The 22832-nt window shown below is 75.6% G+C and carries 21 protein-coding genes; 10 read left to right on the forward strand and 11 right to left on the reverse strand.

Annotated elements, in window-relative coordinates; translation table 11 throughout:
• Both ACFWPI_RS30295 and ACFWPI_RS30300 read left to right on the forward strand, forming a co-directional pair.
• Entirely contained in the window at window positions 1–1659 is a 1659-nt protein-coding gene (locus ACFWPI_RS30295) for a DNA polymerase Y family protein (protein ID WP_380374770.1), read from the forward strand.
• Between the two features lie 80 nt (window positions 1660–1739).
• Complete coding sequence (locus ACFWPI_RS30300) at window positions 1740–4991, forward strand: error-prone DNA polymerase (RefSeq protein WP_380374772.1); 3252 nt, start codon at window positions 1740–1742, stop codon at window positions 4989–4991.
• Between the two features lie 57 nt (window positions 4992–5048).
• Here the strand turns inward: ACFWPI_RS30300 and ACFWPI_RS30305 are convergent, their stop codons facing one another.
• A complete protein-coding gene (locus tag ACFWPI_RS30305; protein ID WP_063346990.1) occupies window positions 5049–5885 on the reverse strand; it encodes a TIGR03084 family metal-binding protein in 837 nt (278 codons plus the stop codon).
• Between the two features lie 159 nt (window positions 5886–6044).
• Between ACFWPI_RS30305 and ACFWPI_RS30310 the strand changes: the two genes are divergently transcribed.
• Complete coding sequence (locus ACFWPI_RS30310) at window positions 6045–6827, forward strand: LuxR C-terminal-related transcriptional regulator (RefSeq protein ID WP_380341090.1); 783 nt, start codon at window positions 6045–6047, stop codon at window positions 6825–6827.
• A 51-nt stretch (window positions 6828–6878) separates the two neighbouring features.
• Here ACFWPI_RS30310 and ACFWPI_RS30315 read toward each other — a convergent pair whose 3' ends face one another.
• Entirely contained in the window at window positions 6879–8417 is a 1539-nt protein-coding gene (locus tag ACFWPI_RS30315; RefSeq protein ID WP_380374773.1) for an AMP-binding protein, read from the reverse strand.
• 243 nt (window positions 8418–8660) lie between these two features.
• Between ACFWPI_RS30315 and ACFWPI_RS30320 the strand changes: the two genes are divergently transcribed.
• The 3 genes from ACFWPI_RS30320 (at window position 8661) to ACFWPI_RS30330 (ending at window position 10221) form a co-directional block, all read left to right on the forward strand.
• On the forward strand, window positions 8661–9227 hold the full coding sequence (locus ACFWPI_RS30320) for a GNAT family N-acetyltransferase (protein WP_380374775.1): 567 nt from the start codon (window positions 8661–8663) through the stop codon (window positions 9225–9227).
• A 4-nt stretch (window positions 9228–9231) separates the two neighbouring features.
• Window positions 9232–9351 (forward strand): VOC family protein, encoded by a 120-nt coding sequence (locus ACFWPI_RS30325; protein WP_380374777.1) that lies wholly within the window; start codon window positions 9232–9234, stop codon window positions 9349–9351.
• 222 nt (window positions 9352–9573) lie between these two features.
• Entirely contained in the window at window positions 9574–10221 is a 648-nt protein-coding gene (locus ACFWPI_RS30330) for an NAD(P)-dependent oxidoreductase (protein ID WP_380374779.1), read from the forward strand.
• A gap of 22 nt (window positions 10222–10243) precedes the next feature.
• Here ACFWPI_RS30330 and ACFWPI_RS30335 read toward each other — a convergent pair whose 3' ends face one another.
• On the reverse strand, window positions 10244–11026 hold the full coding sequence (locus ACFWPI_RS30335; RefSeq protein WP_363631404.1) for a class III extradiol ring-cleavage dioxygenase: 783 nt from the start codon (window positions 11024–11026) through the stop codon (window positions 10244–10246).
• Window positions 11027–11155: 129 nt separating this feature from the next.
• Here ACFWPI_RS30335 and ACFWPI_RS30340 point away from each other — a divergent pair, with 129 nt between their 5' ends.
• Window positions 11156–11623, forward strand: a complete 468-nt coding sequence (locus ACFWPI_RS30340; RefSeq protein WP_380374797.1) for a MarR family winged helix-turn-helix transcriptional regulator — start codon at window positions 11156–11158, stop codon at window positions 11621–11623.
• 55 nt (window positions 11624–11678) lie between these two features.
• Here ACFWPI_RS30340 and ACFWPI_RS30345 read toward each other — a convergent pair whose 3' ends face one another.
• Window positions 11679–13256 carry a PucR family transcriptional regulator gene (locus ACFWPI_RS30345; protein WP_380374781.1) on the reverse strand — a complete coding sequence of 526 codons (1578 nt, stop codon included), beginning with the start codon at window positions 13254–13256 and terminating at the stop codon, window positions 11679–11681.
• Between the two features lie 419 nt (window positions 13257–13675).
• Between ACFWPI_RS30345 and ACFWPI_RS30350 the strand changes: the two genes are divergently transcribed.
• Together ACFWPI_RS30350 and ACFWPI_RS30355 are read left to right on the forward strand one after the other, a co-directional pair.
• Window positions 13676–14128, forward strand: a complete 453-nt coding sequence (locus ACFWPI_RS30350; RefSeq protein ID WP_063346982.1) for a molybdopterin-dependent oxidoreductase — start codon at window positions 13676–13678, stop codon at window positions 14126–14128.
• 158 nt (window positions 14129–14286) lie between these two features.
• Complete coding sequence (locus tag ACFWPI_RS30355; protein ID WP_079135490.1) at window positions 14287–14799, forward strand: GNAT family N-acetyltransferase; 513 nt, start codon at window positions 14287–14289, stop codon at window positions 14797–14799.
• A 91-nt stretch (window positions 14800–14890) separates the two neighbouring features.
• On the opposite strand, the gene ACFWPI_RS30360 is transcribed toward ACFWPI_RS30355, so the two are convergent.
• Window positions 14891–15937, reverse strand: a complete 1047-nt coding sequence (locus ACFWPI_RS30360) for a LacI family DNA-binding transcriptional regulator (RefSeq protein WP_380374783.1) — start codon at window positions 15935–15937, stop codon at window positions 14891–14893.
• 66 nt (window positions 15938–16003) lie between these two features.
• On the reverse strand, window positions 16004–16873 hold the full coding sequence (locus ACFWPI_RS30365; RefSeq protein ID WP_380374784.1) for a MurR/RpiR family transcriptional regulator: 870 nt from the start codon (window positions 16871–16873) through the stop codon (window positions 16004–16006).
• A gap of 74 nt (window positions 16874–16947) precedes the next feature.
• Between ACFWPI_RS30365 and ACFWPI_RS30370 the strand changes: the two genes are divergently transcribed.
• Window positions 16948–17805: an EamA family transporter gene (locus ACFWPI_RS30370; protein WP_380374785.1), complete on the forward strand. Its 858-nt coding sequence runs from the start codon at window positions 16948–16950 to the stop codon at window positions 17803–17805.
• A gap of 71 nt (window positions 17806–17876) precedes the next feature.
• Here the strand turns inward: ACFWPI_RS30370 and ACFWPI_RS30375 are convergent, their stop codons facing one another.
• The 5 genes from ACFWPI_RS30375 to ACFWPI_RS30395 all read right to left on the reverse strand — a co-directional run bounded on the left by ACFWPI_RS30375 (window position 17877) and on the right by ACFWPI_RS30395 (window position 22510).
• A complete protein-coding gene (locus ACFWPI_RS30375; RefSeq protein WP_380374787.1) occupies window positions 17877–18638 on the reverse strand; it encodes a GNAT family N-acetyltransferase in 762 nt (253 codons plus the stop codon).
• Between the two features lie 73 nt (window positions 18639–18711).
• Complete coding sequence (locus tag ACFWPI_RS30380; protein WP_063346976.1) at window positions 18712–19806, reverse strand: hypothetical protein; 1095 nt, start codon at window positions 19804–19806, stop codon at window positions 18712–18714.
• A 138-nt stretch (window positions 19807–19944) separates the two neighbouring features.
• Window positions 19945–21387, reverse strand: a complete 1443-nt coding sequence (locus tag ACFWPI_RS30385) for a dihydrolipoyl dehydrogenase family protein (protein WP_380374789.1) — start codon at window positions 21385–21387, stop codon at window positions 19945–19947.
• Window positions 21384–21623 carry a hypothetical protein gene (locus tag ACFWPI_RS30390; RefSeq protein WP_380374791.1) on the reverse strand — a complete coding sequence of 80 codons (240 nt, stop codon included), beginning with the start codon at window positions 21621–21623 and terminating at the stop codon, window positions 21384–21386. Before ACFWPI_RS30390 ends, ACFWPI_RS30385 begins: the two co-directional genes overlap by 4 nt.
• A gap of 152 nt (window positions 21624–21775) precedes the next feature.
• Entirely contained in the window at window positions 21776–22510 is a 735-nt protein-coding gene (locus tag ACFWPI_RS30395) for an alpha/beta fold hydrolase (protein ID WP_380374792.1), read from the reverse strand.
• Between the last annotated feature and the right edge of the window lie 322 nt (window positions 22511–22832).

Consider the following 22832-nt stretch of genomic DNA (forward strand, 5'->3'; position numbering starts at 1 on the left):
ATGGCGGACGACAGGACACCGCGGGTGCTGGTGGTCTGGTGCCCGGACTGGCCGGTGGCGGCCGTCACCGGCGACGACCCGGTGGCGGTGACCGAGGGCGGGCGGATCCTCGCCTGCTCGGCGGGTGCCCGGGCGGCCGGGGTGCGGCAGGGGCAGCGGCTCAAGCTGGCCCAGCGGCTCTGCCCGGCGCTGGAGCTGCGCGACCGCGACCCGGAGGCGGAGACCGGCCGCTTCGAGCCGGTGGTCGCGGCGGTGGAGGCGTTCACGCCCCGGGTGGAGGTGGTCCGCCCGGGCCTGTGCGCGATCCCGGTGAAGGGGCCGGGCCGCTACTTCGGCGGCGAGGAGGCGCTGGCGGCCAAGGTCCGGACGGCGGTGGCGGACGCGTTGGCCCGGGAGCCGGTCCCGGACGCCGCCCCCGGCGCGGTCGCCGTGCCCGGTACGGATACCACCCCTGCGACGGAGCACCCCCCGCCCCCGCCCGCCCAGGTCGGCGTCGCCGACGGCCTGTTCGCCGCCGTGCTCGCCGCCCGCGCCGGAGTGCTGGTGCCGGCCGGGCGGACGGCGGAGTTCCTCGCGCCGTACCCGGTGGGCGTGCTCGGCGACGAGGCGCTGGCGGAGGTGCTGGGGCGGCTCGGCCTGCCGACCGTCGGGGCGTTCGCCGCGCTGCCGCCCGAGGCGGTCGCGGACCGCTTCGGCCCGGCGGGGGCGGTGGCGCACCGGCTGGCCCGGGGCTTGCAGCCGCGCCCGCTGGTGCCGCGCGACCAGGAGCCGGACCTCGCCGTCGAGCAGCGCTTCGACCCGCCCGAGCCGCTGGCTGAGCCGTTGGTGTTCGTCGCCCGCACGCTGGCCGAGCAGCTGCACCAGCGGCTGGCCGGGGCCGGGCTGACCTGCCGCCGGGTGGCCGTCGAGGTGGCCTGCGCGGACGGGCGGACGGCCTCGCGGCTGTGGCGGCACGAGGGCGGGCTGTCGGCGACGGCGCTGGCCGAGCGGGTCCGCTGGCAACTCCAGGCCTGGCAGGGCGCGGGCACGTTCGCCGCGTCCGGGGAGGCGTCCGGGGAGGCGCCCGACGTCGGGTTCGCCCTGCTCCGGCTGGCCCCCGACGGCCTCTCCCCGGACCAGGGGCGCCAGTTGGCGCTGTGGGGCCAGGCGGTCGCGGACGACCGGGTGGAGCGCGCGGTGGCCCGGGTGCAGGCGGTGCTCGGGCATGCCGGGCTGCGCCGGATCGAGCCGGCCGGCGGGCGCGGTCCGGGCGAGCAGGCGGTCAAGGTGCCGTGGGGCGAACCGTACGAGGCGGCGGGGTCGGTCGGCGCGCCCTGGCCCGGGCGGCTGCCGGACGTGTGGCCGGCGGTGGTGCTGCGGGAGCCGGTGCCGGTGCGGGTGCTGGACGAGGCCGGGCTGCCGGTCACGGTGGACGGCCGGGCGGGGGTGTCGGCCCGCCCGGCCCTGGTGGTGTTCCACGATGGCCCGTCGGGCAGGGAGGGGCAGGGGCGACAGGAGCGGGTGGACGGCTGGACCGGCCCCTGGCCGGCGGTCGAGTACTGGTGGGACCAGTCGCTCGCCCGCCGCCGGGCCCGGTTCCAGGTGGTGCTGGGCGGTGGCCGGGCGCTGCTGCTCACGGTGGAGGGGGGTGCGTGGTACCTGGAGGCCGGCTACGACTGACGGCCACCGGCCCGAGGGGGGAGATCCGAGGGGGCCGAGGGGGGAGAGGTGACGAACCGCGAGAACGAAGGCGACCCCCGATGGGCTTCACCAGCCACCCCACCCTCCCCTGGAGCGAGCTGCACCGCCGCCTGACCGGCGCCGCGCCGGACCGTACGGTCGTCCCCCTGCACCGCCCCGCCCAGGAGGAGCCCGCCCCCGGAGCCCCCGGAGCCCCCGGAGCCCCCGCCCCCGGAGCCCCCGGCGACGGCGGCGAGCCCTGGGCCGAACTGCACGTCCACTCCGCCTTCAGCTTCCTGGACGGCGCCAGCGACCCGGAGGACCTGGTCGCCGAGGCGGCCCGGCTGGGCGTGGAGACGCTGGCGATCACCGACCACGACGGCCTGTACGGCGCGGTCCGGCTGGCCGAGGCGGCCCGGGGGACGGGCGTGGCCACCGCGTTCGGCGCCGAACTGACGATCCGTCACAACAGCGCAGAGGTGGAACACTTGCTGGTCCTGGCCCGAGACCCGACCGGCTACCGCCGACTGTCCGCCGCGATCGCCGCCGCCCAGCTGGCCGGCGGCGCGAAGGGCCGCCCGGCGTACGACCTCGCGGCACTGGCCGGGGCGCACGGCGGCCACTGGGCGGTGCTCACCGGCTGCCGCCTCGGCCGCGTCCCGGCAAAGCTGGACGACGGCACGGCCGGGCACCAACTCCGCACCCTGACCGAGGCGTTCGGCCGCGACAACGTCCACGTGGAGCTGATCGACCAGTGGCTTCCCGGCGACGACCGGCGCAATGACGCCCTCGCCGCGCTCGCCGCCGAGCAGGGCCTCCCGGTGGTCGCCTCCACCAACGCCCACCACGCCGGCCCGGCCCAGGGCCGGCTGGCGCAGAGCCTGGCCGCGCTGCACGGGCGCCGCACCCTCCAGGACGCGGTCGGCTGGACGCGGGCCGCGGGCACCGCGCACCTGCGTTCCGGCCGGGAGATGGCCGCCCGGCTGGCCCGCTTCCCGGGGGTGCGGCGGGCGACCGCCGAACTCGGCCGTTCCTGCGCCTTCGACTTCACCAGGCTGGACCCGGAGCTCCCGGGCTTCCCCGTCCCGGAGGGCGAGAGCGAGATCAGCCACCTGCGCGCCCTGGTCGCCGCCGGGGGCCCGGCCCGCTTCGGGCCCGGCAACGCGGCCGCCCGGCGCCAGCTCGCCCTGGAGCTGGACGTCATCGAGGACCTCGACCTGGCCGGTTACTTCCTGATCGTGCACGACATCGTCGACTTCTGCCGGAGCCAGGACATCTGGTGCCAGGGCCGCGGCTCGGCCGCCAACTCGGCGGTCTGCTACGCCCTGGGGATCACCGCCGTCGACCCGGTCCACTACAAGCTGCTGTTCGAACGCTTTCTGTCCACCGCCCGGGACGGGCCGCCCGACATCGACCTGGACATCGAGAACCGCCGCCGCGAGGAGGTCATCCAGTACGTCTACCGCCGCTACGGCCGCGAGCACGCCGCGCAGGTCGCCAACGTGATCACCTACCGGCCCCGGCTGGCGATCCGCGACGCGGCCAGGGTGCTCGGCTACCCGCAGGGCCAGGTGGACGCGTTCAGTCGGCAGACCGACTTCCGCTCCGCGCCCGGCGCGGACGCCGTGATCCCCGCCGACGTGCTCTCGCTCGCCGCCCAACTCCACGGCCTGCCGCGCCACCTGGGCATCCACTCGGGCGGCATGGTGCTCACCAGGGAGCCGATCGGCGAGATCTGCCCGACCGAGTGGGCCCGGATGCCCGGGCGCTCGGTGCTGCAGTGGGACAAGGAGTCCACCGCCGGCGCCGGGCTGGTGAAGATCGACCTGCTCGGCCTCGGCATGCTCGCCGCGCTGCACGACGCCTGCGACCTGGTCGCCGAGCACCACGGCCTGCGCTACGACCTGGCCACCATCCCGGACGGCGACGCGGGCGTGTACGCGATGCTGCGCCGGGCGGACACCGTCGGCGTGTTCCAGGTCGAGTCGCGGGCCCAGATGGCGACGCTGCCCCGGCTCAAGCCGGACCACTTCTACGACCTGGTGGTCGAGGTCGCGCTGATCCGGCCCGGCCCGATCCAGGGCGGCTCCGTGCACCCGTACCTGCGGCGCCGGGCGGGCGCCGAACCGGCCGGCTGCCCGCACCCGCTGATGGAGAACGCGCTCGGCAAGACCCTCGGGGTGCCGCTGTTCCAGGAGCAGATGATGCAACTCGCCATCGACTGCGCCGGGTTCACGCCCGCCGAGGCGGACCGGCTGCGGCAGGCGATGGGCGCCAAGCGCTCGCACGAGCGGGTCGCCCGGCTGCGCGAGCGGCTGCTCGGCGGGATGGCCGAGCGCGGCATCCCCGAGGAGGTCGCCGAGGACGTCTACGGCAAGATCGAGGCGTTCTCCAACTACGGCTTCCCGGAGAGCCACGCGATCAGCTTCGCCTACCTGGTGTACGCCAGCGCCTGGCTCAAGTACCACTTCCCGGCGGCCTTCACCTGCGCCCTGCTGGCCAACCAGCCGATGGGCTTCTACTCGCCGCTGAGCCTGGTCGCGGACGCCCGGCGGCACGGCGTGCGGGTGCGCGGGGTGGACGTCAACGCCAGCGCGCCGCGCCCCACCCTGGAGCCGCACCGGGGGGCGACGCCGGAGCCGCCGCTGACCGCGGGCCGCCCGCAGCCGGCGATCCGGCTGGGCCTGGAGACGGTGCGCGGCATCGGCGCCCCGCAGGCCGCGGCGATCGCGGCCGGGCAACCGTACGCCGACCTGGAGGACTTCGCGCGCCGCACCGGTCTGCCCGCGCCGGCGCTGGAGGCGCTGGCGACGGCGGGCGCCTTCGACTGCTTCGGACTGACGAGACGTCAGGCGCTGTGGGCGGCAGGGGCGTTCGCCGGGATCTCGGCCGCACTGATCCCGGGGACCACGCCCGGGACGGAGGCGCCGCCGCTGCCCGGCATGAGCCCGGTCGAGGAGACCATCGCCGACCTGTGGGCCACCGGAACCTCCGCCACCAGCCACCCGCTCCAGCACCTGCGCGCCCGCCTGGAGCGCGGCGGCGCCCTGTCCGCCGCCGAACTCCCCGACGCGGCGCCGGGATCGGAGGTGGTGGTCGGCGGCCTGGTCACCCACCGGCAGCGGCCGCCGACGGCCGGCGGGGTGCTCTTCCTCAGCCTGGAGGACGAGACCGGCCTGATCAACGTGGTCTGCAGCCGCCCGGTCTGGGAGTCCCGGCGCCGCACCGCCCTCGACCGGGCCGGCCTGCTGGTCCACGGCCGCATCGAGCGCGACCGCGGCGCCACCAACCTGATCGCCACCCGGCTCACCCCGCTGCGGATCGGACTCTGAGCGGGGTGAGCCGAGGGCGGGACCCTGGACCGCCCTCCACGCCAGGGAATGTGACGATCAGTCAACTCGGGCGGGCGTCCGCCCCTTGCCCGGGGCGCCGGCGAAGACCTGGGCGATGGGGAGCCAGGCGGTCGCGGTGGGGCCGGTGGCGGTGAGGGCGAGGTCGTCGCGGTGGCGGCGCTGCGTCACCAGGAGGCAGAAGTCCAGGGCCGGGCCGGTCACCCGGTCCGTGGCGCCGTCCGGTCCGAAGGTCCACAGGCCGCCGTCGGGCGCGGTCAGTTCGAGCCGGACGGGCGACTCGGGGGCGGGCAGCCCGTGCAGGGTGAACGCGAAGCCGAGGGTGCGCAGCCCCAGGTGGGCGATGTGCCGCAGCCGGGCGGTGGGCTCGCGGGCGGCGCCGAGCGCGTCGGCGACGTCCTGGCCGTGCGCCCAGGTCTCCATCAGCCGGGCGGTCGCCATCGAGGCGGGCTTCATCGGCGGGCCGAACCACGGCAGTCGGGTGCCGGCCGGGGTGGCGGCCAGTGCGGCCGACACCTCCTCCCGGCCGGCGCGCCAGCGGGCGAGCAGGTCCGCGGGTGCGGCGGCCGCGCCGCTCGCCGCGCCCTCGTCCACCGGGTCGACGCCGGCGGCCGGCAGCGTGCCGAAGCGCTCGTCGAGGGTGGCGGCGAAGCCGTCCGCGTCGCGCGCGGCCAGCGCCGTCCAGTCGTCGGTCCAGGCCAGGTGGGCGATCTGGTGCGCGATCGTCCAGCCCTCGGCGGGCGTCGGGCGCGCCCAGCCGGCCGGGTCCAGTCCGGCCACCAGGGCGTCCAGCGCCGCGCTCTCGGCCCGCAGGTCGTCCAGCAGCGCGGCCAGGACGTCCGCCGCGGGCGTCGTCGGGGTGTTCGGGTCCGTCATCGGTTTCCCTCCTTCCGGGTCCGGCGCACTATCCGCCGGTACGTCACGGCCGCACCCTACGCCCGGCCCGGCCGCCGTGCCCGCCACTGCGTCGAAGACGCGGGGAACACCCATGTCAGCACTCTCGCCAGCGGCCGTGCCGCGTGTGACAATCTCGCGATGACAAGGGCGAAGACGGGCCCCGGGGCCGCGGACACCCTCACCACCCCGGCGCACTCGGACGATCCCGGGCTCGCCGCCCGTGCCGCCGAGTTGGTGCGGGACGCCGTGCTCGGCGACCTCGCGCGGCGGGTGGTGGCCGAGTGCGGGGCCGACGTCGGACTGGTCGGCGTGCCGCAGCCGCCGGCCGGGCCCCGGGGGCGCGACGCGGGCATGGTGCTGCGCCACTGGGCCGGCACCCGGGCCGACCTGCTGCACGACCGGGCCGTCCCGACCGGCACCGGCCTGGGCGGGCGGGCGCTGGCCGAGCGGGCGCCCAGCTGGGTGCCCGACTACCGTGCCGCCACCACGATCTCGCACGACCACGACGCCGCCGTCAGCGCCGAGGACCTGTACGCGATGCTCACCGTGCCGCTGCTGCACGGCGACACCGTGTACGGCGTGGTGTACGCGTCGCTGCGTGCCGTCGTCCCGTTCGGGGACGTGCGGATCGCCGCCGTCGGCGAACTGGCCGCGACGGCGACCCGGGCCCTGGCCGGGGCGGCCGCCTGGCGGTCCGCGCCGCCCCGACGGGCCGCCCCCGTACGGCCGTTGACCCCGCGCGAGCACGAGGTGCTGCGCTGGGCGGCGACCGGCCGGACCAATCCGGAGATCGCTGCCCGGCTGGGCCTCACCTGCAACACCGTGACGGGCTACCTGAAGTCCGCGATGCACAAGCTCGGCGTCCGCAACCGCACCGAACTCGCCCTGGCGGCACGCGAGTCCGGCCTGATCGACCGGTGAACATGCCTGGTCGACCGGTGAACGTGCCTGGTCGGGGCCAGTGGGTGCGCCTCAGCCGACCTGCCGCTCCCGCCCCGCCCAGTACGGCTCGCGCAGCCGGAACTTCTGCAGCTTCCCGGTGGCGGTCCGCGGCAGGGCCGCCCGGAACTCGACCGAGGTGGGCGACTTGTAGCCGGCCAGCCGCTGCTTGCAGTGCGCGATCAACTCGGCCTCGGTGACGGGCCCCTGGCCCTCCCGGAGGACCACCAGCGCCTTGACGGTCTCGCCCCACTTCTCGTGCGGCACTCCGATCACCGCGGCTTCGGCGACCGCCGGGTGGCCGTACAGGCAGTCCTCCACCTCGATCGAGGAGACGTTCTCCCCGCCGCTGATGATGACGTCCTTCTTCCGGTCCGAGATGGTCAGTTGGCCGTCCTGGCCGAGGACGCCGCCGTCGCCGGTGTGGAACCAGCCGTCCCGCAGGGCGTCCGCGGTGGCCGCGGGCTGCTGCCAGTAGCCGTCCAGCACGGTGTTGGAGCGCACCAGGATCTCGCCGGAGGCGTCGACCCGCAGCCGGGTGCCGAGCGCGGGGGCGCCCGCCTGCACCAGCTTCTCGGCCCGTTCGGCGGCGGGCAGGGCGTCCCACTCGGCGCGCGAGCGGTTGACCGTGACCACCGGGGAGGTCTCGGTGAGGCCGTAGAGCTGCATGAACTCCCAGCCCAGCTCGGACTCGACCTGCTGCACCACCGAGGTCGGCGGCGGCGCGCCGGCCACCACGATCCGCACCCGGTCCCGGCCGGGCACCGGGCCGTCCCACTCGGCGGCCGCGTCCAGCACCATCTGGACCACGGCGGGCGCGCCGCTGAGGAAGGTCACCCCGTGCCGCTCGACCCGGCGCAGGATCTCCGCGCCGTCGACCTTGCGCAGCACGATGTGCCGGGCGCCGAGCCCGGTGAGGGCGAACGGCAGGCCCCAGCCGTTGGCGTGGAACATCGGCAGGGTGTGCAGGTAGACGTCCCGGTCGCCGGCGCCGTAGTGCAGGCCCATCAGTACCGCGTTCAGCCAGATGTTGCGGTGGGTGAGCTGAACGCCCTTGGGGCGGGCGGTGGTTCCGCTGGTGTAGTTGATCGTGGCGGTGTCGTTCTCGGCGATCTCGTACCGCCGGGGGGAGTTGTCGAAGTCGTGGAGCAGCGCGTCGCTGTCCGAACCGAGCACGAACTTGTGCTTGGCCGTCACCCCGTCTAGCGCGTCGGCGAGTTCGGGGTCGACCAGCAGGACGGACGCGCCGCTCTGCTCGACGATGTACGCCACCTCCTCGGCCTTCAGCCGGAAGTTCACCGGGACCAGCACCCGCCCGTACCCGCTCACCCCGAACAGGGAGGTCAGCAGCCGGGCCGAGTTGTGCGACACGACGGCGACCCGCTCGCCCGGCCCGACGCCCAGCCGGTCCAGCCCGGCCGCTTGCGCCCGGGCCAGTTCGGCGACCCGGCGGTAGCTCAGCTCGCCCCAGGATTCGGCCGGCTGCACCGGCTCGTCGACGATGCCGACCCGGTCGCCGTAGACCAGCTCGGCCCGGTCGAGGAAGTCCATCACGGAGAGTGGAATCTGCATGCGCCCACTGTCCTCTCCCACCCGCCCGCCGGACACCCCCGATCGGGGGTGTCGCCTGAGGGAGCAGAGTGGAAGGAGCGGATTCCGTTTGCTGAGCCCGCCGCGAACAGACGGGCGACCGATGCGGCGGGCCGGCCGGCCACCTGCTAGGAAGATCGCAGCGAACGGCCATGCACCCACGGGGAGAAGCACCATGAGCGACCGACGACCGGGCAGCACCCGCCACGAGGCCGGGGGACTGCGGTGACCGCCCCCGTCACCACGCGCCCGAGGGCCGCGGGCCTGCTGCTGCGCCCCTTCGAGGACGCGGACGCGCCGGCCCTGATCGAGGCGTACCGGGACGAGACGCTGCGCCGCTTCACCCGCACCCCGGTGGGGAACGCCGAGGAGGCCGCGCACTGGCTCGGGCTGCAGTACCGGGGCCGGGCGGAGGGCCGCCGGTACAGCTTCGCGGTGCTCGAGCCCGGCACGGGCGAACTGCTCGGCAACGTCGCGCTCAAGCGCGGCACCCCGGGCGGGGAGGCGGCCGAGGTGGGTTACTGGACGGCGGCCGCGGCCCGCGGCCGGGGGGTGGCCCCGCGCGCGGTGGTGGCGCTCACCGCCTGGGCCTTCGAGGTGCTCGCCGACGACGGCCTGGTCCGGATCGACCTGCTGCACCAGGTGGACAACCAGGCGTCCTGCCGGGTCGCGGAGAAGAGCGGCTACGCCTTCCAGGAGATGCTGACGGCCTTGCCGCCGGAGTTCCCGTTGGACGGTCACCGGCACTCCAGGAAACGGCTGGACGGGGCCGAACGCGGCAGGTCAGAGTAGCCGGATGGGATCTCTGGTACGACACGTGACGATCGACTGCGCCGACCCGCACGGCCTCGCGCAGTTCTGGGCCCAGGCGCTGGACGGCACCCTGGCCGAGCGCATCGCCACCGGCAACGCCTGAGCCAACGTTTGGGCCACTGCCTGAGCCACCGCCTGAACGACCGGCCGCCGAGTCCACGAGGACTTGGCGGCCGTTCGGTTCGCCCCGCCCGGCGCACCCGTCACACGACAGGCCGACGTCTCGGGCCGTCGCAGTGGAACCGTCCGATAATCGAACCTGGCTGATGCCACGTCGCGGCGAGCTTCCCCGACCCCCACCACCCGAGAGACAGGCAGGTACCCCATGGCCAGGATCGCCGTGATCGGCGCCAACGGCACCATCGGCAGTGCCATCGTCGCGGAGGCGGCCGCGCGCGGGCACGAAGTCACCGCGGTGGTCCGCGACCCGGACCGCTACCAGGGCGGGGCGGCCTTCGTCGAACGCGCGGACGTCCTGGACCCGGCCCAGGTGGCCCGGGTGGCGGCCGGCCAGGACGTCCTGGTGAGCGCGGTCGGCGGCGGCGACGGCCCGGGCCACCTGGCACTGATCGGGCCGGCCGCCCGTTCGCTGGTGGAGGGCCTGCGCTCGCTCGGCGACGCCGCGCCCCGGCTGATCGCGGTCGGCGGCGCGGGCAGCCTGGAGACCGCGCCGGGGGTGCGGGTCTGGGACGCGCCGGGGCTGCCGGAGCCGGTGCTGGAGATCATGCACGCGCACGGCGCGGCGCTGGACTTCTACCGGGCGGTCTCCGACGTCCGCTGGACGGTGCTCAGCCCGGCCGCCGAGATCGGCCCGGGGGAGCGGACCGGCCGCTACCGGACGGGCCTGGAGCAGCTGCTCACGGATGCTGCCGGGCGCAGCCGGATCTCGGTGCCGGACTACGCGGTCGCCCTGGTCGACGAGGCCGAGCAGCCCGAGCACATCGGCGAGCGCTTCACCTGCTGCGCGCTGTAACCCTCAGTTACGGTGCGCCCGGTCAGCCGAGCTGGATCGACCGCTTGGCGAGCCCCATCCAGAACCCGTCGATGACGCTGCGCTGGCTGCCGAGGTCGGCCTCGCCGGCGCCGAGGGTGACGAACAGCGGGGCGAAGTGCTCGGTGCGCGGGTGGGCGAGCCGCCCGGCGGGGGCCTTGCGCTCGAAGTCGAGCAGCGCGTCCAGGTCGTGGGCGTCCAGGGCGCGCCGGCCCCAGTCGTCGAACTCGGCCATCACCGAGCTGATCCGGCCGTCGTTGCTGAGCGCCCGCAGGTTGTGGGTGAAGAAGCCGCTGCCGACGATCAGCACGCCCTCGTCGCGCAGCGGGGCGAGCCGGCGGCCGATCTCCAGCAGCCGCTGCGGGTCGAGCGTGGGCATGGAGATCTGGAGGACGGGGATGTCGGCCTCCGGGAACATCTCCACCAGCGGGACGTACGCGCCGTGGTCGAGGCCGCGGTCGGGGATGTCCTGGACGGGCGTGCCGGGGGCGCGCAGCAGCTTGCGGACGCGGTCGGCGAGCGCCGGTGCGCCGGGGGCGGCGTACTGGACCTGGTAGTAGTGCTCGGGGAAGCCCCAGAAGTCGTACACCAGCGGCACGGTGGTGACGGCGCCGAGGGCGAGCGGTGCCTCCTCCCAGTGGGCGGAGACCATCAGGACGGCCTTGGGCCGGGGCAGGTCGGCGGACCAGGCGGCCAGTTCACCGGGCCAGACCGGGTCGTCGGCGAGCGGCGGCGCGCCGTGCGAGAGGTACAGGGCGGGCATACGCTCGGGGGCCGCGGTGCTCATGGCGTCCTCCTCCTGGGTCGAACGGGACTGGTGGCTCGGCAGAGTAGTTCAAATTTGAACCTCTACTCGCTGACCGTACACCTTCGTTCGAATTTGAACAACAGGAGTAGGCTTCACCACATGTCCACACTGAACGAACCCCGCTGGCTGGACCAGGACGAGATGGCTGCCTGGCGGGGCTTCGTCGTCGCGAGCAACCTGCTCAACCGCCGACTGGAGCGCCAGCTCAAGGAGGACTCCGGCCTCTCGCACCAGCAGTACGAGATCCTGGTCCACCTGTCCGCCGCCCCGGCCCACGCGCTGCGGATGACCGAACTCGCCGACAAGCTGGTCACCTCCAAGAGCGGCCTCACCTACCAGGTCACCCAACTGGAGCGGATGGGCCTGGTCGCCCGCCGCTCCTGCCCCAGCGACGTGCGCGGCGTCATCGCCGAACTCACCGACCAGGGGCGGGAGTCACTGCGGCAGGCCGCACCCGGGCACGTCGCCCTGGTCCGCGAGCTGCTGATCGACGTGCTCACCCGCGAGCAGCTGGCCGTGCTCGCCGAAGGCCTCGGCGAGGTCAGCGCCCGGCTGCGCCTCGACGACACACCCTGAAGCCCTGGGCCCCTCAGTCAGTCCCCCCGCAGCAGCCGCCGCTCCCGTCGGCGGTCTACCGAGCCTGAGCCGGAGCCTGAGCCCGGACCGGCTGCGGGGCGCAGAGCAGGGCGGTCCGCAGGTCGAGCCGGTCCCGCAGTCGGGCCAGGCTGCGGCCGGTCAGCTCCTCGATCCGGCGGATCCGGTAGTGCACGGTGTTGACGTGGATGCACAGTGCCTCGGCCGTCCGCGCCCACGAGCCGTCGTGGTCCAGGAAGACCGCCAGGGTGCCCAGCAGCGAGACGCTGTTCTCCCGGTCGTGGGCGGCCAGCGGGGCCAGCAACCGGGTGTGGAAGGCGGCCGTCACCTCCGGCGGGATGCCGCGCAGCAGCCCGTCCAGCGAGTCCAGTTCGGCGGCGCTGCCGACCGGGCCGGCCGAGCCCTCCAGTACGTAGCGGGCCTGCACCAGCGCCGCCCGCAGCGCGGCGGGGGCGGGCGGGGAGGCCGGGCCGACGCCCACCCGCAGGGTGCACCGGCCGGTCAGCCGGCTCTGCAGCGCGGGCCGGGCCCGGCGCAGCCGTTCGGCGACCTGCTCGACCGGCGCGGCCACCAGCGCGGCGGACCGCCCGCCGCGGTCGGTCCCGGCGGCGTACGGCGCGCCGAGCGGGTGCAGCGCCTCGGCCAGCGCGTACGCCGCCCAGGCGACGGGCGGGCCGTCGCCCGGCGCGGCACCCGCCTCGCCCGCCCGGCCGCCGTCGATCCGCGCGGTGACCGCCACCAGCGACTCGGCCCCGCCCAGCCCGCAGGCCGCGAGCGGCTCGGCGAGCCCGGCCTCCCCGGCGAGCGCGTCCAGTAGCCGCCCGGCGGCCCGGCGCCGCGCGCCCGCGTCGGCGTGGGCGCGGGCGGCGAGCGGGGCGAGCAGTTCGGCCAGGGCCTGGAGCGCCGGTTCGGCCGCCGCCGAGCGCAGGTGCGGGCGCAGCCGCCAGCCGTCGAACGGCGAGCCGTCCTGGGGCCCGACGGGCAGCCCGGTGTCGCCGCGCCCGGTGGGCGGGACGGGTGCGGCAGTGGCGGGTGCGGCGGTGACGGCAGCGGCGGTGGCGGCGACGGCGACGGCCCGGCCGCCGGCGGTGGTGATCGAGCAGTCCGGCACCCCGAGCCGGCCGACCGCGTGGGCCAGCACCTCGCCGGCCCCGGCGTCCGCGCGCAGCAGGTCGAGCAGTTCGTGCCGGACGGTCTCCGGGATCGCCGCGGTGTCCTGGGCGCCGGCCCGCAGGTCCCCCCAGAGCCGCAGGTAGACGCGGTCGGTGACGGCACGGAAGCTGACTCCGGCGGGCACCGCCAGCAGCGGGATGCCGTGGGTGCGGCAGGCGTCGGCGAGGCTGTCCGGGACGCTGCCGTGGGTGCCCTCGCCGGCCAGCAGCGCCGCCACGCCCGCGCTGCGCAGGGCGGTGGCGAAGCGCAGCGCGCCGGAGGCGTCGGCGGGCTGCCACCAGACCAGGCCGGTGAGGACGAGTTCGCCGGGTTGGAGGTAGCGGGCCGGGTCCTGGAGGTCGGTGGAGCTGAGCCCGGTGACCGGGCGGTCGAGCAGGTCCGGGGTGCCCCAGGCCAGGCGGATGTCCAGGTCGTCGAGGTGCAGCAGGTCGCCGACGATCATCTCTCGCTCATCTCGCTCTCGCTCTCGCCTTTGTGCGCCGCGCACGGCTGTGCCTCGCAAGTGCAAGGCTCAGGTGCGCATGGGCATCGTAAATGCAAGTCATGCGGCGGTGATTCTTCTTGTCGGATCATCCAGTGCGGGCCCCTCGGCAGGTGTGCGGAACCAGTCGTCCGCCCGATTGCGGTGCCGCTTCCATCGGCTTTCGCGGCTTCCGTCGGCTTCCACCGGTGCGGGGCGCGCCGAGCCGCCTCCTCGGACATGCCCGCCCCTGTCTCCGCAGTTACCAGCTGAAAGCGCTCTGTCCCATCGCAGATGCCGCTGAAATCATCCTTTCAGCGCCGCAGCTGCGAATGCCCGGGCCCTCCCTCGGGTAACCCCCTCCCGGGTCGCAGCGGCGCGGCCCGGGAGGAGGGAGCACCATGACCCCGTCGAGCCCCACCGTCCGGCTGCACGGCCACTTCGACCGGCCCGCCGAGCTGTCGGTCGACCAGCTGCGCGCCCTCCCCGCGCACCGCGTCGAGGTCAGCTTCGACTGCCTGGCCGAGGGCGAGCAGCGGCACGACTACGAGGGGCCCGCGCTCTGGGACGTGCTGTGCGCGGCCCGGCCCCGGATCGACTTCTCCGGGCGCAAGCAGCGGCTGCGCTTCCTGCTGTCGGTCAGCGGCGCGGACGGCCACCGGGCCGTCGTCTCCTGGGCCGAGATCGACCCCGACTTCGGCGGCCAGCGGATCCTGCTGGCCACCAGCATGGACGGCGCCCCGCTGGACGCCGCCGGCCCGCAGCTCGTCGTCCCCGACGACCACTGCGGCGCCCGCTACGTCAGCGGGGTCACCGCCGTGTGGCTCGGCCCGCTGGGTGAACCGGCGGCCTGAGCCCCGGCCGCGGGCGGGCCTTGACCCCGCCCCGGGGCCCGCTCTCGCCGAGTGCTTCGCGGTGGAGCATCGTCGCTGCTCGGAGGGGGTGCGGGCGATCGCGGGGAATACCGAAAAACAGCTCGCCGGATGCCTGTTTCCGTGCCAACATGCCCCATATGGGGACGATTCTGCACGGCACCCTGGTGACCCTCCGCACCGCCGGCACCGACGACATCCCGGCGCTCGCGGCCATCCGCGGCACGCCCGAGGTGTTCGCCCGCTGGCGGGGCGGTGACGACCTCGCCGACGCCGTCGCCAGCGACCTGGAGGAGCCCGACACCGAGACCCTCGCCGTCGAGGTGGGCGGGAAGATCGTCGGCGCCATCCAGTGGTACGCCAACAACGACGACGAGTACCGGCACGCCGGCATCGACATCTACCTCGACCCGGAGGTCCACGGCGTCGGCCTCGGCGCGGACGCCGTCCGCACGCTGGCCCGCCACCTCGTCGACCACCACCACTACCACCGGCTGATCATCGACCCGGCGGCCGACAACACGGCCGCGATCCGCTGCTACGCGAAGGTCGGCTTCCGCTCCGTCGGCACCATGCGCCAGTACGAGCGCGGCCCGGACGGCACCTGGCACGACAACCTGCTGATGGACCTCCTCGCGGACGAACTCCGCTGACCGGCGCGCGAACTCCGCTGACCGGCGCGCCCGTGCGGCGGTAGGCGGCCCGGCAGCGGCCCGACCGGTCCGGAGCGCGCGTGGCGCGGAGTCAGATCGCGGCTGCGCCTGCTGCCGCCCGCTCCGGCGCCGGGCAGCCGCAGGTGCGCCGCAGCACCAGCCGGGCCGGGAAGGTCCGCGCGCCGGTGGAGCGCCGCTCGGCCCCGCCGAGGACCAGGTCGACCGCGGCGCGGGCCATCTCGTCCTGCGCGGTCGCGACGGTGGTCAGTGCCGGGCCGGCGATCACCGCCTCGGCGATGTCGTCGAAACCGGCCACCGCGAGCTGCTCCGGCACCCGGATGCCCAGGTCGTCGGCGGCCCGCAGCAGGCCGATCGCCTGGTCGTCGGTCGTGCAGAACACGGCGGACGGCCGGTCGGGCCGGGCCAGCAGGGCGAGCGCCTCGGCGTGCGCCCGGACGCGGTCGAACGGCGCCGGCACCAGCCGCCCCTCGGTCGCCAGCCCGGCCTCGGCCAGCGCGGCGGCCCAGCCGGCCGTTCGCCCGGTGACCGGGTCGTGCGGGCTGAGCGCGAGGGTGCCGCCGAAGCAGTGCACCTCGGCGTGGCCGTGCCCGAGCAGGTGCCGGACGACCTCGCGGGCGCCGCCCTCGTCGTCCGCCACCACCGCGACGCCGTCGGCGGTCTCCGCCCGGTGGTGCAGCAGCACGACCGAGGTGCCGTCGCCCACGTCGAAGCCGGTGAGCCCGGGGGTGGCCGGGTCCTGGGTGACGAGGATCAGCCCGTCGACCTGCATGCCGAGGAACGCGCGGATGTAGTGCGCCTCGCGCTCGTCCACGTAGTCGGAGTTGCCGATCAGCAGGAGCCGGCCGTGGTCGGCGGCGGCCTGCTCGACGGCGTGCGCGAGCCCGGCGAAGAACGGCTGGCGGGCGTCCGGCACGACCATGCCGAGCAGGTTGGTCCGCCGCCGTGCCATCGCCTGGGCGACCCGGTTGGGGCGGTAGCCGAGCTCCTCGACCGCCGCGAGCACCCGCGCCCGGGTCGCGGGCGCCACCGGCCGCGGCCCGTCGTTGATCACATAACTCACGACCGCCGTGGACGTCCCCGCCACCCGCGCCACATCGTCCCGTGTCACCCTCGCCATGCCCGCGAGCCTACACAGCGCCTCCGACAGCTCCGGGCTGCCGTCGCCGCCGGGCGCCCGCCGCGGTCAGTACGTGTGGTCCGCGGTGATGTCCGCCGAGAGGCCGAGGGCCTGTTCGGCGGGTCGCCCGCGCAGCGCCAGCAGGGCCTGGGCGAGCGCGTCGACGGCGGCCAGGTGGGCGAGCCGGCTGGCCGTGGTCTCCAGGCCGAAGACCAGGTCCTGCCCGCCCGCGACCAGGGTGTGGGTGGCCGTCTCGGTGAGCGGCGAGCGGGCGTAGCTGGTGAGCGCGACCACGGCTGCCCCGGCCGCCCGGGCCCGGCGCGCGGCGTCGATCACCAGCGGGGTGGCGCCGCCGTGGCTGACCGCGAAGCAGACGCCGTCGGGCGGGAGCTGGGCGGCGGCCAGCTGGGCGGTGAGCGGGTCGGCGGGGGCGTCGACGCGCAGGCCGAGCGCGCGCAGCCGGTAGGCGAGGTCGAGCACCACCGCGCCGGACAGCCCGGAACCGACCAGCACCACCTGGCCGGCGCCGGCCAGCACGTCGGCGGCCGCCCGCAGGTCGTCGGCGGTGAGCGTGGCGGTGATCCCGTCCAGGGCCGCGCGGGCGGCCCGCAGGGTGTCGGCGAGGGCCCGGGCGGCCGGGTCGCGTGCGTCGTCGTCGGCGGGGGCCGGGGCCGTGGCGGGGGAGTGCCGGGCGGCGGCGATCTTCAGCTCCTGGTAGCCGCGGAAGCCGAGCCGCTGGCAGGCCCGGACCACGGAGGAGGGGGCGGTGCCGGCCAGTGCGGCGACGTCGCTGACGCTCAGGTGCACCAGGCCGGCACCCCGGTCGAGCACCACCTCGGCCACCCGCGCCTCGGCACCGCGCAGGTCGCCGAGCCGGGCCCGGATCCGCGCGGCGAGCTGGGACTCCAGGGGCGTCATGTCGGAATGTCCTTCCATGGAGCTAGGGTAGCGTGGAATTCGGTTCCAGGCCGTGCCGGGTCGCCGGAAGGCCGTCGGAGGGGAGCTTCGCCATGCCCGAGATCGTGCCGGCCGTGCCGGTGGCCGTGCTCGCCGCGGCCGTGCTGCACGCCGTCTGGAACGGCCTGGCGCACCGAATAGCGGACAAGCTGGTCGGCTTCGCGCTGATCAACCTGACCTACACCGCGTGCGCGCTCGTCCTGGTGCTGCTCAACCCGCTGCCGGCGGCCTCGGCCTGGCCGTACCTGCTGGCCTCGGTCGCCGTCCAGACGACGTCGACGGTCCTGCTGCTACGCGCCTACCAGCTGGGCGACTTCGGGCAGATGTACCCGATCGCGCGCGGCTCGGCGCCGCTGCTGGTGGCCCTGCTGTCGGCCACCGTGCTCGGCCAGCACCCGGGCGCGGGCGAGCTGTTGGGCGTGGTGGTGATCTCCTGCGGCCTGATCGGGCTGGCCTTCGCCAAGGGCGTCCCGGGGCGGGCGCAGCTGCCCGCGCTCGGGGCCGCCGCCGGGACGGGCGTGATGATCGCCGTCTACACGGTGCTGGACGGCAGCGGCGTCCGGCACGCCGGGACGGTCGGCGGCTACGTGGCCTGGCTGTTCCTGTTGCAGGGGCCGACGCTCGCGCTGATCGCCTGGGCCCGGCGCGGCCGTTCGCTGCTGACCGGGGTCGGCAAGGTGGTGCCGGTGGGGATCGCGGGAGGCGTGCTCTCGCTGACGGCCTACGGCCTGGTGGTGTGGGCGCAGTCCCGGGGGGACTTGGCGACGATCGCGGCGCTGCGCGAGACGAGCATCGTGATCGCCGCCCTGATCGCCACCGTGGTGTTCCGGGAGCGGCTCGGCCGCCTGCGGCTGAGCGCCAGCCTCATCGTGCTGGCCGGGATAGCCGTCCTGGAGCTGGCCCGGCCGTAGGGCGTGCCCTGGCCGGTCCGGCCGGTCTCGGGCTGATCCACCGAGACCGGCCGGACAGGATTCGGTGGCCGTCAGCCCTTTTCCGGCACGATCACGGTCAGCGAGGTGCTCAGCACCTCGAAGCCCAGGGACTCGTAGAGCCGACGGGCCGGGTTGCCGTCGGTGACGGCCAACTGCACCTCGACGAGCCCGCGTTCGGCGGCGTCGGCGACGGCGCGGCGCAGCAGGTCCGCGCCGAGGCCCCGGTAGCCGAGCTCCGGGTGCCGGAAGACGTCGGCGATCCACGGCAGGCCGTCGCGGTCGGTGAGGACGAGCCCGGCCACCACCCGGTCCTGCGCGTCCACGGCGAGCAGGCTGGACGGCAGCACCGGCCCGATGACCTCGCCGGCGAGCAGCGGGGCGATCCGCTGCGCCAGCGCCTGCCGGTCGTCGCCCGCGAAGTGGTCCGGGTGCCCCGGGGCGAACGCGGCCCGCCAGGCCTCGAACAGGTCCTCGGGCGCGCGGTCGCAGGGCACGGCCCGCAGGCCGCCGCGCAGCGGGGCCCCGGCCCAGTCGGCGGGCGGCGGGTCGGCGACCAGGTCGCGCCGCATGGCGTGGGAGTGCCGGAGCACGGTGGCGCCGTGCTCCAGCAGGGCGAGGCCGAATTCGGGGGTCCCGGAGACCACCCACCCGGCCAGCTCGGTGCGGACGAACTCCACCGGGTCGGTGCCGCCGCTCCCGTCCACCACCTCCAGCAGGTCGGCCCAGGGCCGCCCCTCCCGCTCGCCCGGGAGGTAGCGCACCACCGGTACGCCCTCGCCGTTCCGCCCGATCACCCAGTTCGTTTCGGTCACACCCAGCCCCATTCGCACGGTCGTTCGTCCGCCGTCATGGTCGACGAGAGCGCGCTCGGGGGCAACCGAATTGTCAGGCCACCACCGCGGCGCGGACGCAGAGCACGTCCGGCAGGTGGGAGATCAGCGGTGACCAGCTCTCGCCCTCGTCGTGGCTGCCGTAGACGTCGCCGGTCCGGTTGCCGAAGTAGATCCCGGCCGGTTCGGCGTCGTCGGTGCGCAGCGCGTCGCGCAGCACGACGCCGTAGTGGTCCTCGCCGGGCAGGCCGTCGGCGAGCGGCTGCCAGCTGGTGCCGCCGTCGGTGGTGCGGAAGACCCGGCACCGGCGGCCGGGCGGGATGCGGTCGTCCCCGCCGCCGAGCGGGAACAGGTAGGCGGTGTCGCCCCGGCGCGGGTGGGCGGCGACGGCGAAGCCGAACGCGGCGGGCAGCCCGTCGGCGACGGAGCGCCAGCTCGCGCCCCAGTCGTCGCTGCGGTAGACGCCGCCGTGGTTCTGCAGGTACAGCCGGTCGGGGTCGACGGGGTCGGGGGCGATCTTGTGCACGCACTGGCCGAACTCGGGGTACTGGCCCTCCTCCGGGAGGAACTCGGCGCGCAGGCCGGTGTTGGCGGGCTCCCAGCTGTCGCCGCCGTCCTTGCTGCGGTAGACGCCGCCGGTGGAGACGGCGACCAGCAGCCGCTGCGGGTCGCGCGGGTCGGTGACGACGGTGTGCAGGCCCTGGCCGCCGTAGCCGGCGCCCCAGTCGGTCCGGTGCGGGTGGTTCCAGAGCGACTCGACCAGGCGGAAGGTCTCGCCGCCGTCCTCGGAGCGGAACAGCGCGGCGGGCTCGGTGCCGGCGTAGACGACGCCGGGGGCCTCCGGGCCGGCCGGCTGGAGCTGCCAGACCCGGGTGAGCGAGGCGCCGGTGGCTTCGGGGAAGCGGATCGCCGGCTGCGGCGGCTCGTACCAGGTGGCGCCGAGGTCGTCGGAGCGCCAGACGGACGGCCCCCAGTGGCTGCTGTCGGCGCCGACCAGCAGCCGGGTGCGGCCGTCGCGGCGGTCGATGGAGACGGAGTAGACCGCGTTCATCCGGAAGTGCGGCCCGCTGAACTCCCAGTCCAGCCGGTCGCGGCTGCGGCCGAGAAAGAGGCCCTTCTCGGTTCCGACGGCCAACAGCACTTCGGTCATGCCCACACCACCTGGTGACGAGTACGGCCCCCCGGGACGGCCCCCGCCGCCCAGTGTCCCGCCGTCCACCGGCGGCCACATCTCGCCGCGCCCACTCACCCGGAAGGCTCTCTCGTCAGGAAGGCTCACCCGCCCGGCTCACCCCCGGCAGCCCTCCAGCAGCCGCAGCCACACCTCGCTGATCGTCGGGTAGGAGGGCACGGCGTGCCAGAGCCGGTCGATCGGCACCTCGCCGACCACGGCGACGGTCGCCGAGTGCAGCAGTTCGGCGACCCCGGGGCCGACCAGGCAGGCGCCGACCAGCACCTCGCGGTCCAGGTCGAAGACCACCCTGGCCCGGCCGCGGTAGTGGTCGCCGTACAGCGAGGCCCCGGCGACGGCGCCGAAGTCGTGGTCGACGGCCTTGACCCGCAGCCCGGCCCCTTCGGCCGCCGCCAGGGTCAGTCCGACGGCGGCGACCTCCGGATGGGTGAACACGACCTGCGGCGCGCCCGCGCTGTCGGCCGACGCGGCGTGCGCGCCCCAGCGGGAGGTGTCCAGCGCGCGCCCCTGGGCGCGGGCCACGATCGCCGAGCCCGTGATCCGGGCCTGGTACTTGCCCTGGTGGGTGAGCAGCGCCCGGTGGTTGACGTCCCCGGCGGCGTACAGCCACTCGCCGTCGACGCCGAGCACGGTGCAGCTGTCGTCCACCTCCAGCCAGCCGCCCGGCTTCAGCCCGACCTGCTCCAGCCCGACGTCGGCGGTGCGCGGGGCCCGTCCGGTCGCGTACAGCACCTCGTCCACGGTCAGCCGCTCGCCGCCACCGAGCGTCAGGACCACCGGCCCGGCGCCGTCCGCCCGCTCCAGCGCGGTGGCCTCCGTCCCGAACCGGAGGTCCACCCCGGCCTCGCGCAGGCCCTCAGCGACCAGCTCGCCCGCGAACGGCTCCATCCGCGGCAGCAGGTGGTCGCCGCGCACCAGCAGCACCACCTCGGAGCCGAGCGCCCGCCAGGCGGTCGCGAGCTCCACCCCGACCACGCCGCCGCCGACCACCGCCAGCCGCCCGGGCACGGCCGGAGCGGCGGTCGCCTCCCGGTTGGTCCACGGGTGGGCCTCCGCCAGCCCCGGCACGCCCGTGGGCAGCACCGGACGGCTGCCGGTGCACACGGCGACGGCGTGCCGGGCGGTGAGCACCCGCTCGGTGCCGTCCTCGGCCTCCACGGTGACGGTCCGCACGCCCGCCAGCCGGCCGTGGCCGCGCACCAGCTCGATGCCGGCGTCCCGCAGCCACTGCACCTGGCCGTCGTCGTTCCAGTGCGAGGTGAAGGAGTCCCGCCGGGCCAGCACCGCGGCCGGGTCCAGCCGCCGGTCGCCGACCGCCTCCCGGGAGCCGGCCACCGCGCGGGCGTCGGCCAGCGCGGCCACCGGGCGCAGCAGCGCCTTGCTCGGCATGCAGGCCCAGTACGAGCACTCGCCGCCGACCAGTTCGGCCTCCACGACCACCGTGCGCAGCCCGGCGGAGGCCGTCCGGTCGGCGACGTTCTCGCCGGTCGGTCCGCCCCCCAGGACGATGACGTCGTACTCCTCGGCGGTGCTGGTCATACCCGGTCCTCCGTGGTGTCGATGGCCACCCCGGCCCGCAGGGCGAGGGTGACGGGCGTGTGGTCGCGGACGTCGAGCAGCCGGGCGCGCCCGGCGCGCCGGGCGTCGTCCAGCGCGTCGTCCAGGGCGCCGGTGAGGGCGGCCTTCCGGGAGGTCGGCCCGTGGCTGCCGTTCGTCTCGTACCCGAGCCTGACCCGAACGGCCTCCAGCGGCCACTTCTCGCGCTCCGCGTGCATCCGCAGGGGCTCGCTTTCCCGTGGGATCCGGCCCTCGGCCGGACGGGCGCCGGGCCGTGTGCCCGGCGCCGTGCCCATCCTGCGACGTCAACGGGGCTTCGCGCAGACGAACCCGCAGACGAACCCGCGGACGGGTCCGAGCCGAGGGCGGGTCAGAGCGCCGCGAGCCCGGCCAGCACCGCCGCCGTGTCGGCCGGGCGGGAGAACATCGGCCAGTGCCCGGTGGGCAGTTCGCGCAGCTCCCAGTTCGGCCCGTCGAGCCCGGCGAACCACGGGTGGCCGGCCGTGATCATCGCCTGCACCTGGGCGAGCGGGAAGGAACAGGTCACCAGTGCCTGCGGCAGCGCGGCCGAGGCGCCCGTCAGCCGCAGCCGGTCCCGGTACGCCCCGGCCGGTTGCGGGGTGGCCCGCTCGCGGATCCGGGCGAGCGCGGCCTCGTCCAGGCCCTCCACACTGGCGCCGTCGGCGGCGAGGTCGGCCCAGGAGGGCATCGGGAGGCGGCCGTCGACCACCGAGGCGTCGGCCGCCGCGCGGTGGTCGGGCTGCCAGAGGTCGTACAGCGAACCGCCGTCGATCATCGGGCCGCTGTCCAGGTAGACCACCCGGCGGATCCGCTCCGGCATCCGGTCCGCGATGCCGCCGGCCGGGGCGCAGGCGCCGCTGTGCGCGACCAGCACCACCTCCCACAGGTCCTCGCGGACCAGCAGGTCGGCCAGCGCGGCGATGTGCTCCGCCAGCCCGATCGGCTCGGCCTCGCCCGCGCGCTCCGCCAGCCCGGGCAGCGTCACGGGGTGGACGGTGTGCCCGTCGGCGCGCAGCGGCCCGGCGACCTCCTCCCAGGCCCAGGCGCCGAGCCAGAAACCGGGGACCAGTACGAACGTGCTCATGGTGGATCGCTCCTCGCGGTCGGGCGGGATCTCCGTCGCCGACGACCCTAGGGCGTGTCGTCAAACCCCCGCCTGCGCGCCGACGCTGGGGCACGCACCTCGCCGCGTTGTCGTCGGTCGCCGATGCTCCGCATGGACTCCCTCCTCCGCCTTGCGATGCACGCACCCCAGCGCCGCCACGCCCGCCCTCCGGGCGGACGACGGGGGTTTGACGACACGCCCTAGGACCAATGCCAGTGACTTTAGGTTGTGTCGTGCTGGGTGACGGTGACTGTTGCCGGTTGTGGTGGTGGCCAGTTGTGGTGTTGGGCGCGTTTGAGGG

This window comes from Kitasatospora sp. NPDC058492 (genome assembly GCF_042720685.1).
Lineage (GTDB): Bacteria > Actinomycetota > Actinomycetes > Streptomycetales > Streptomycetaceae > Kitasatospora.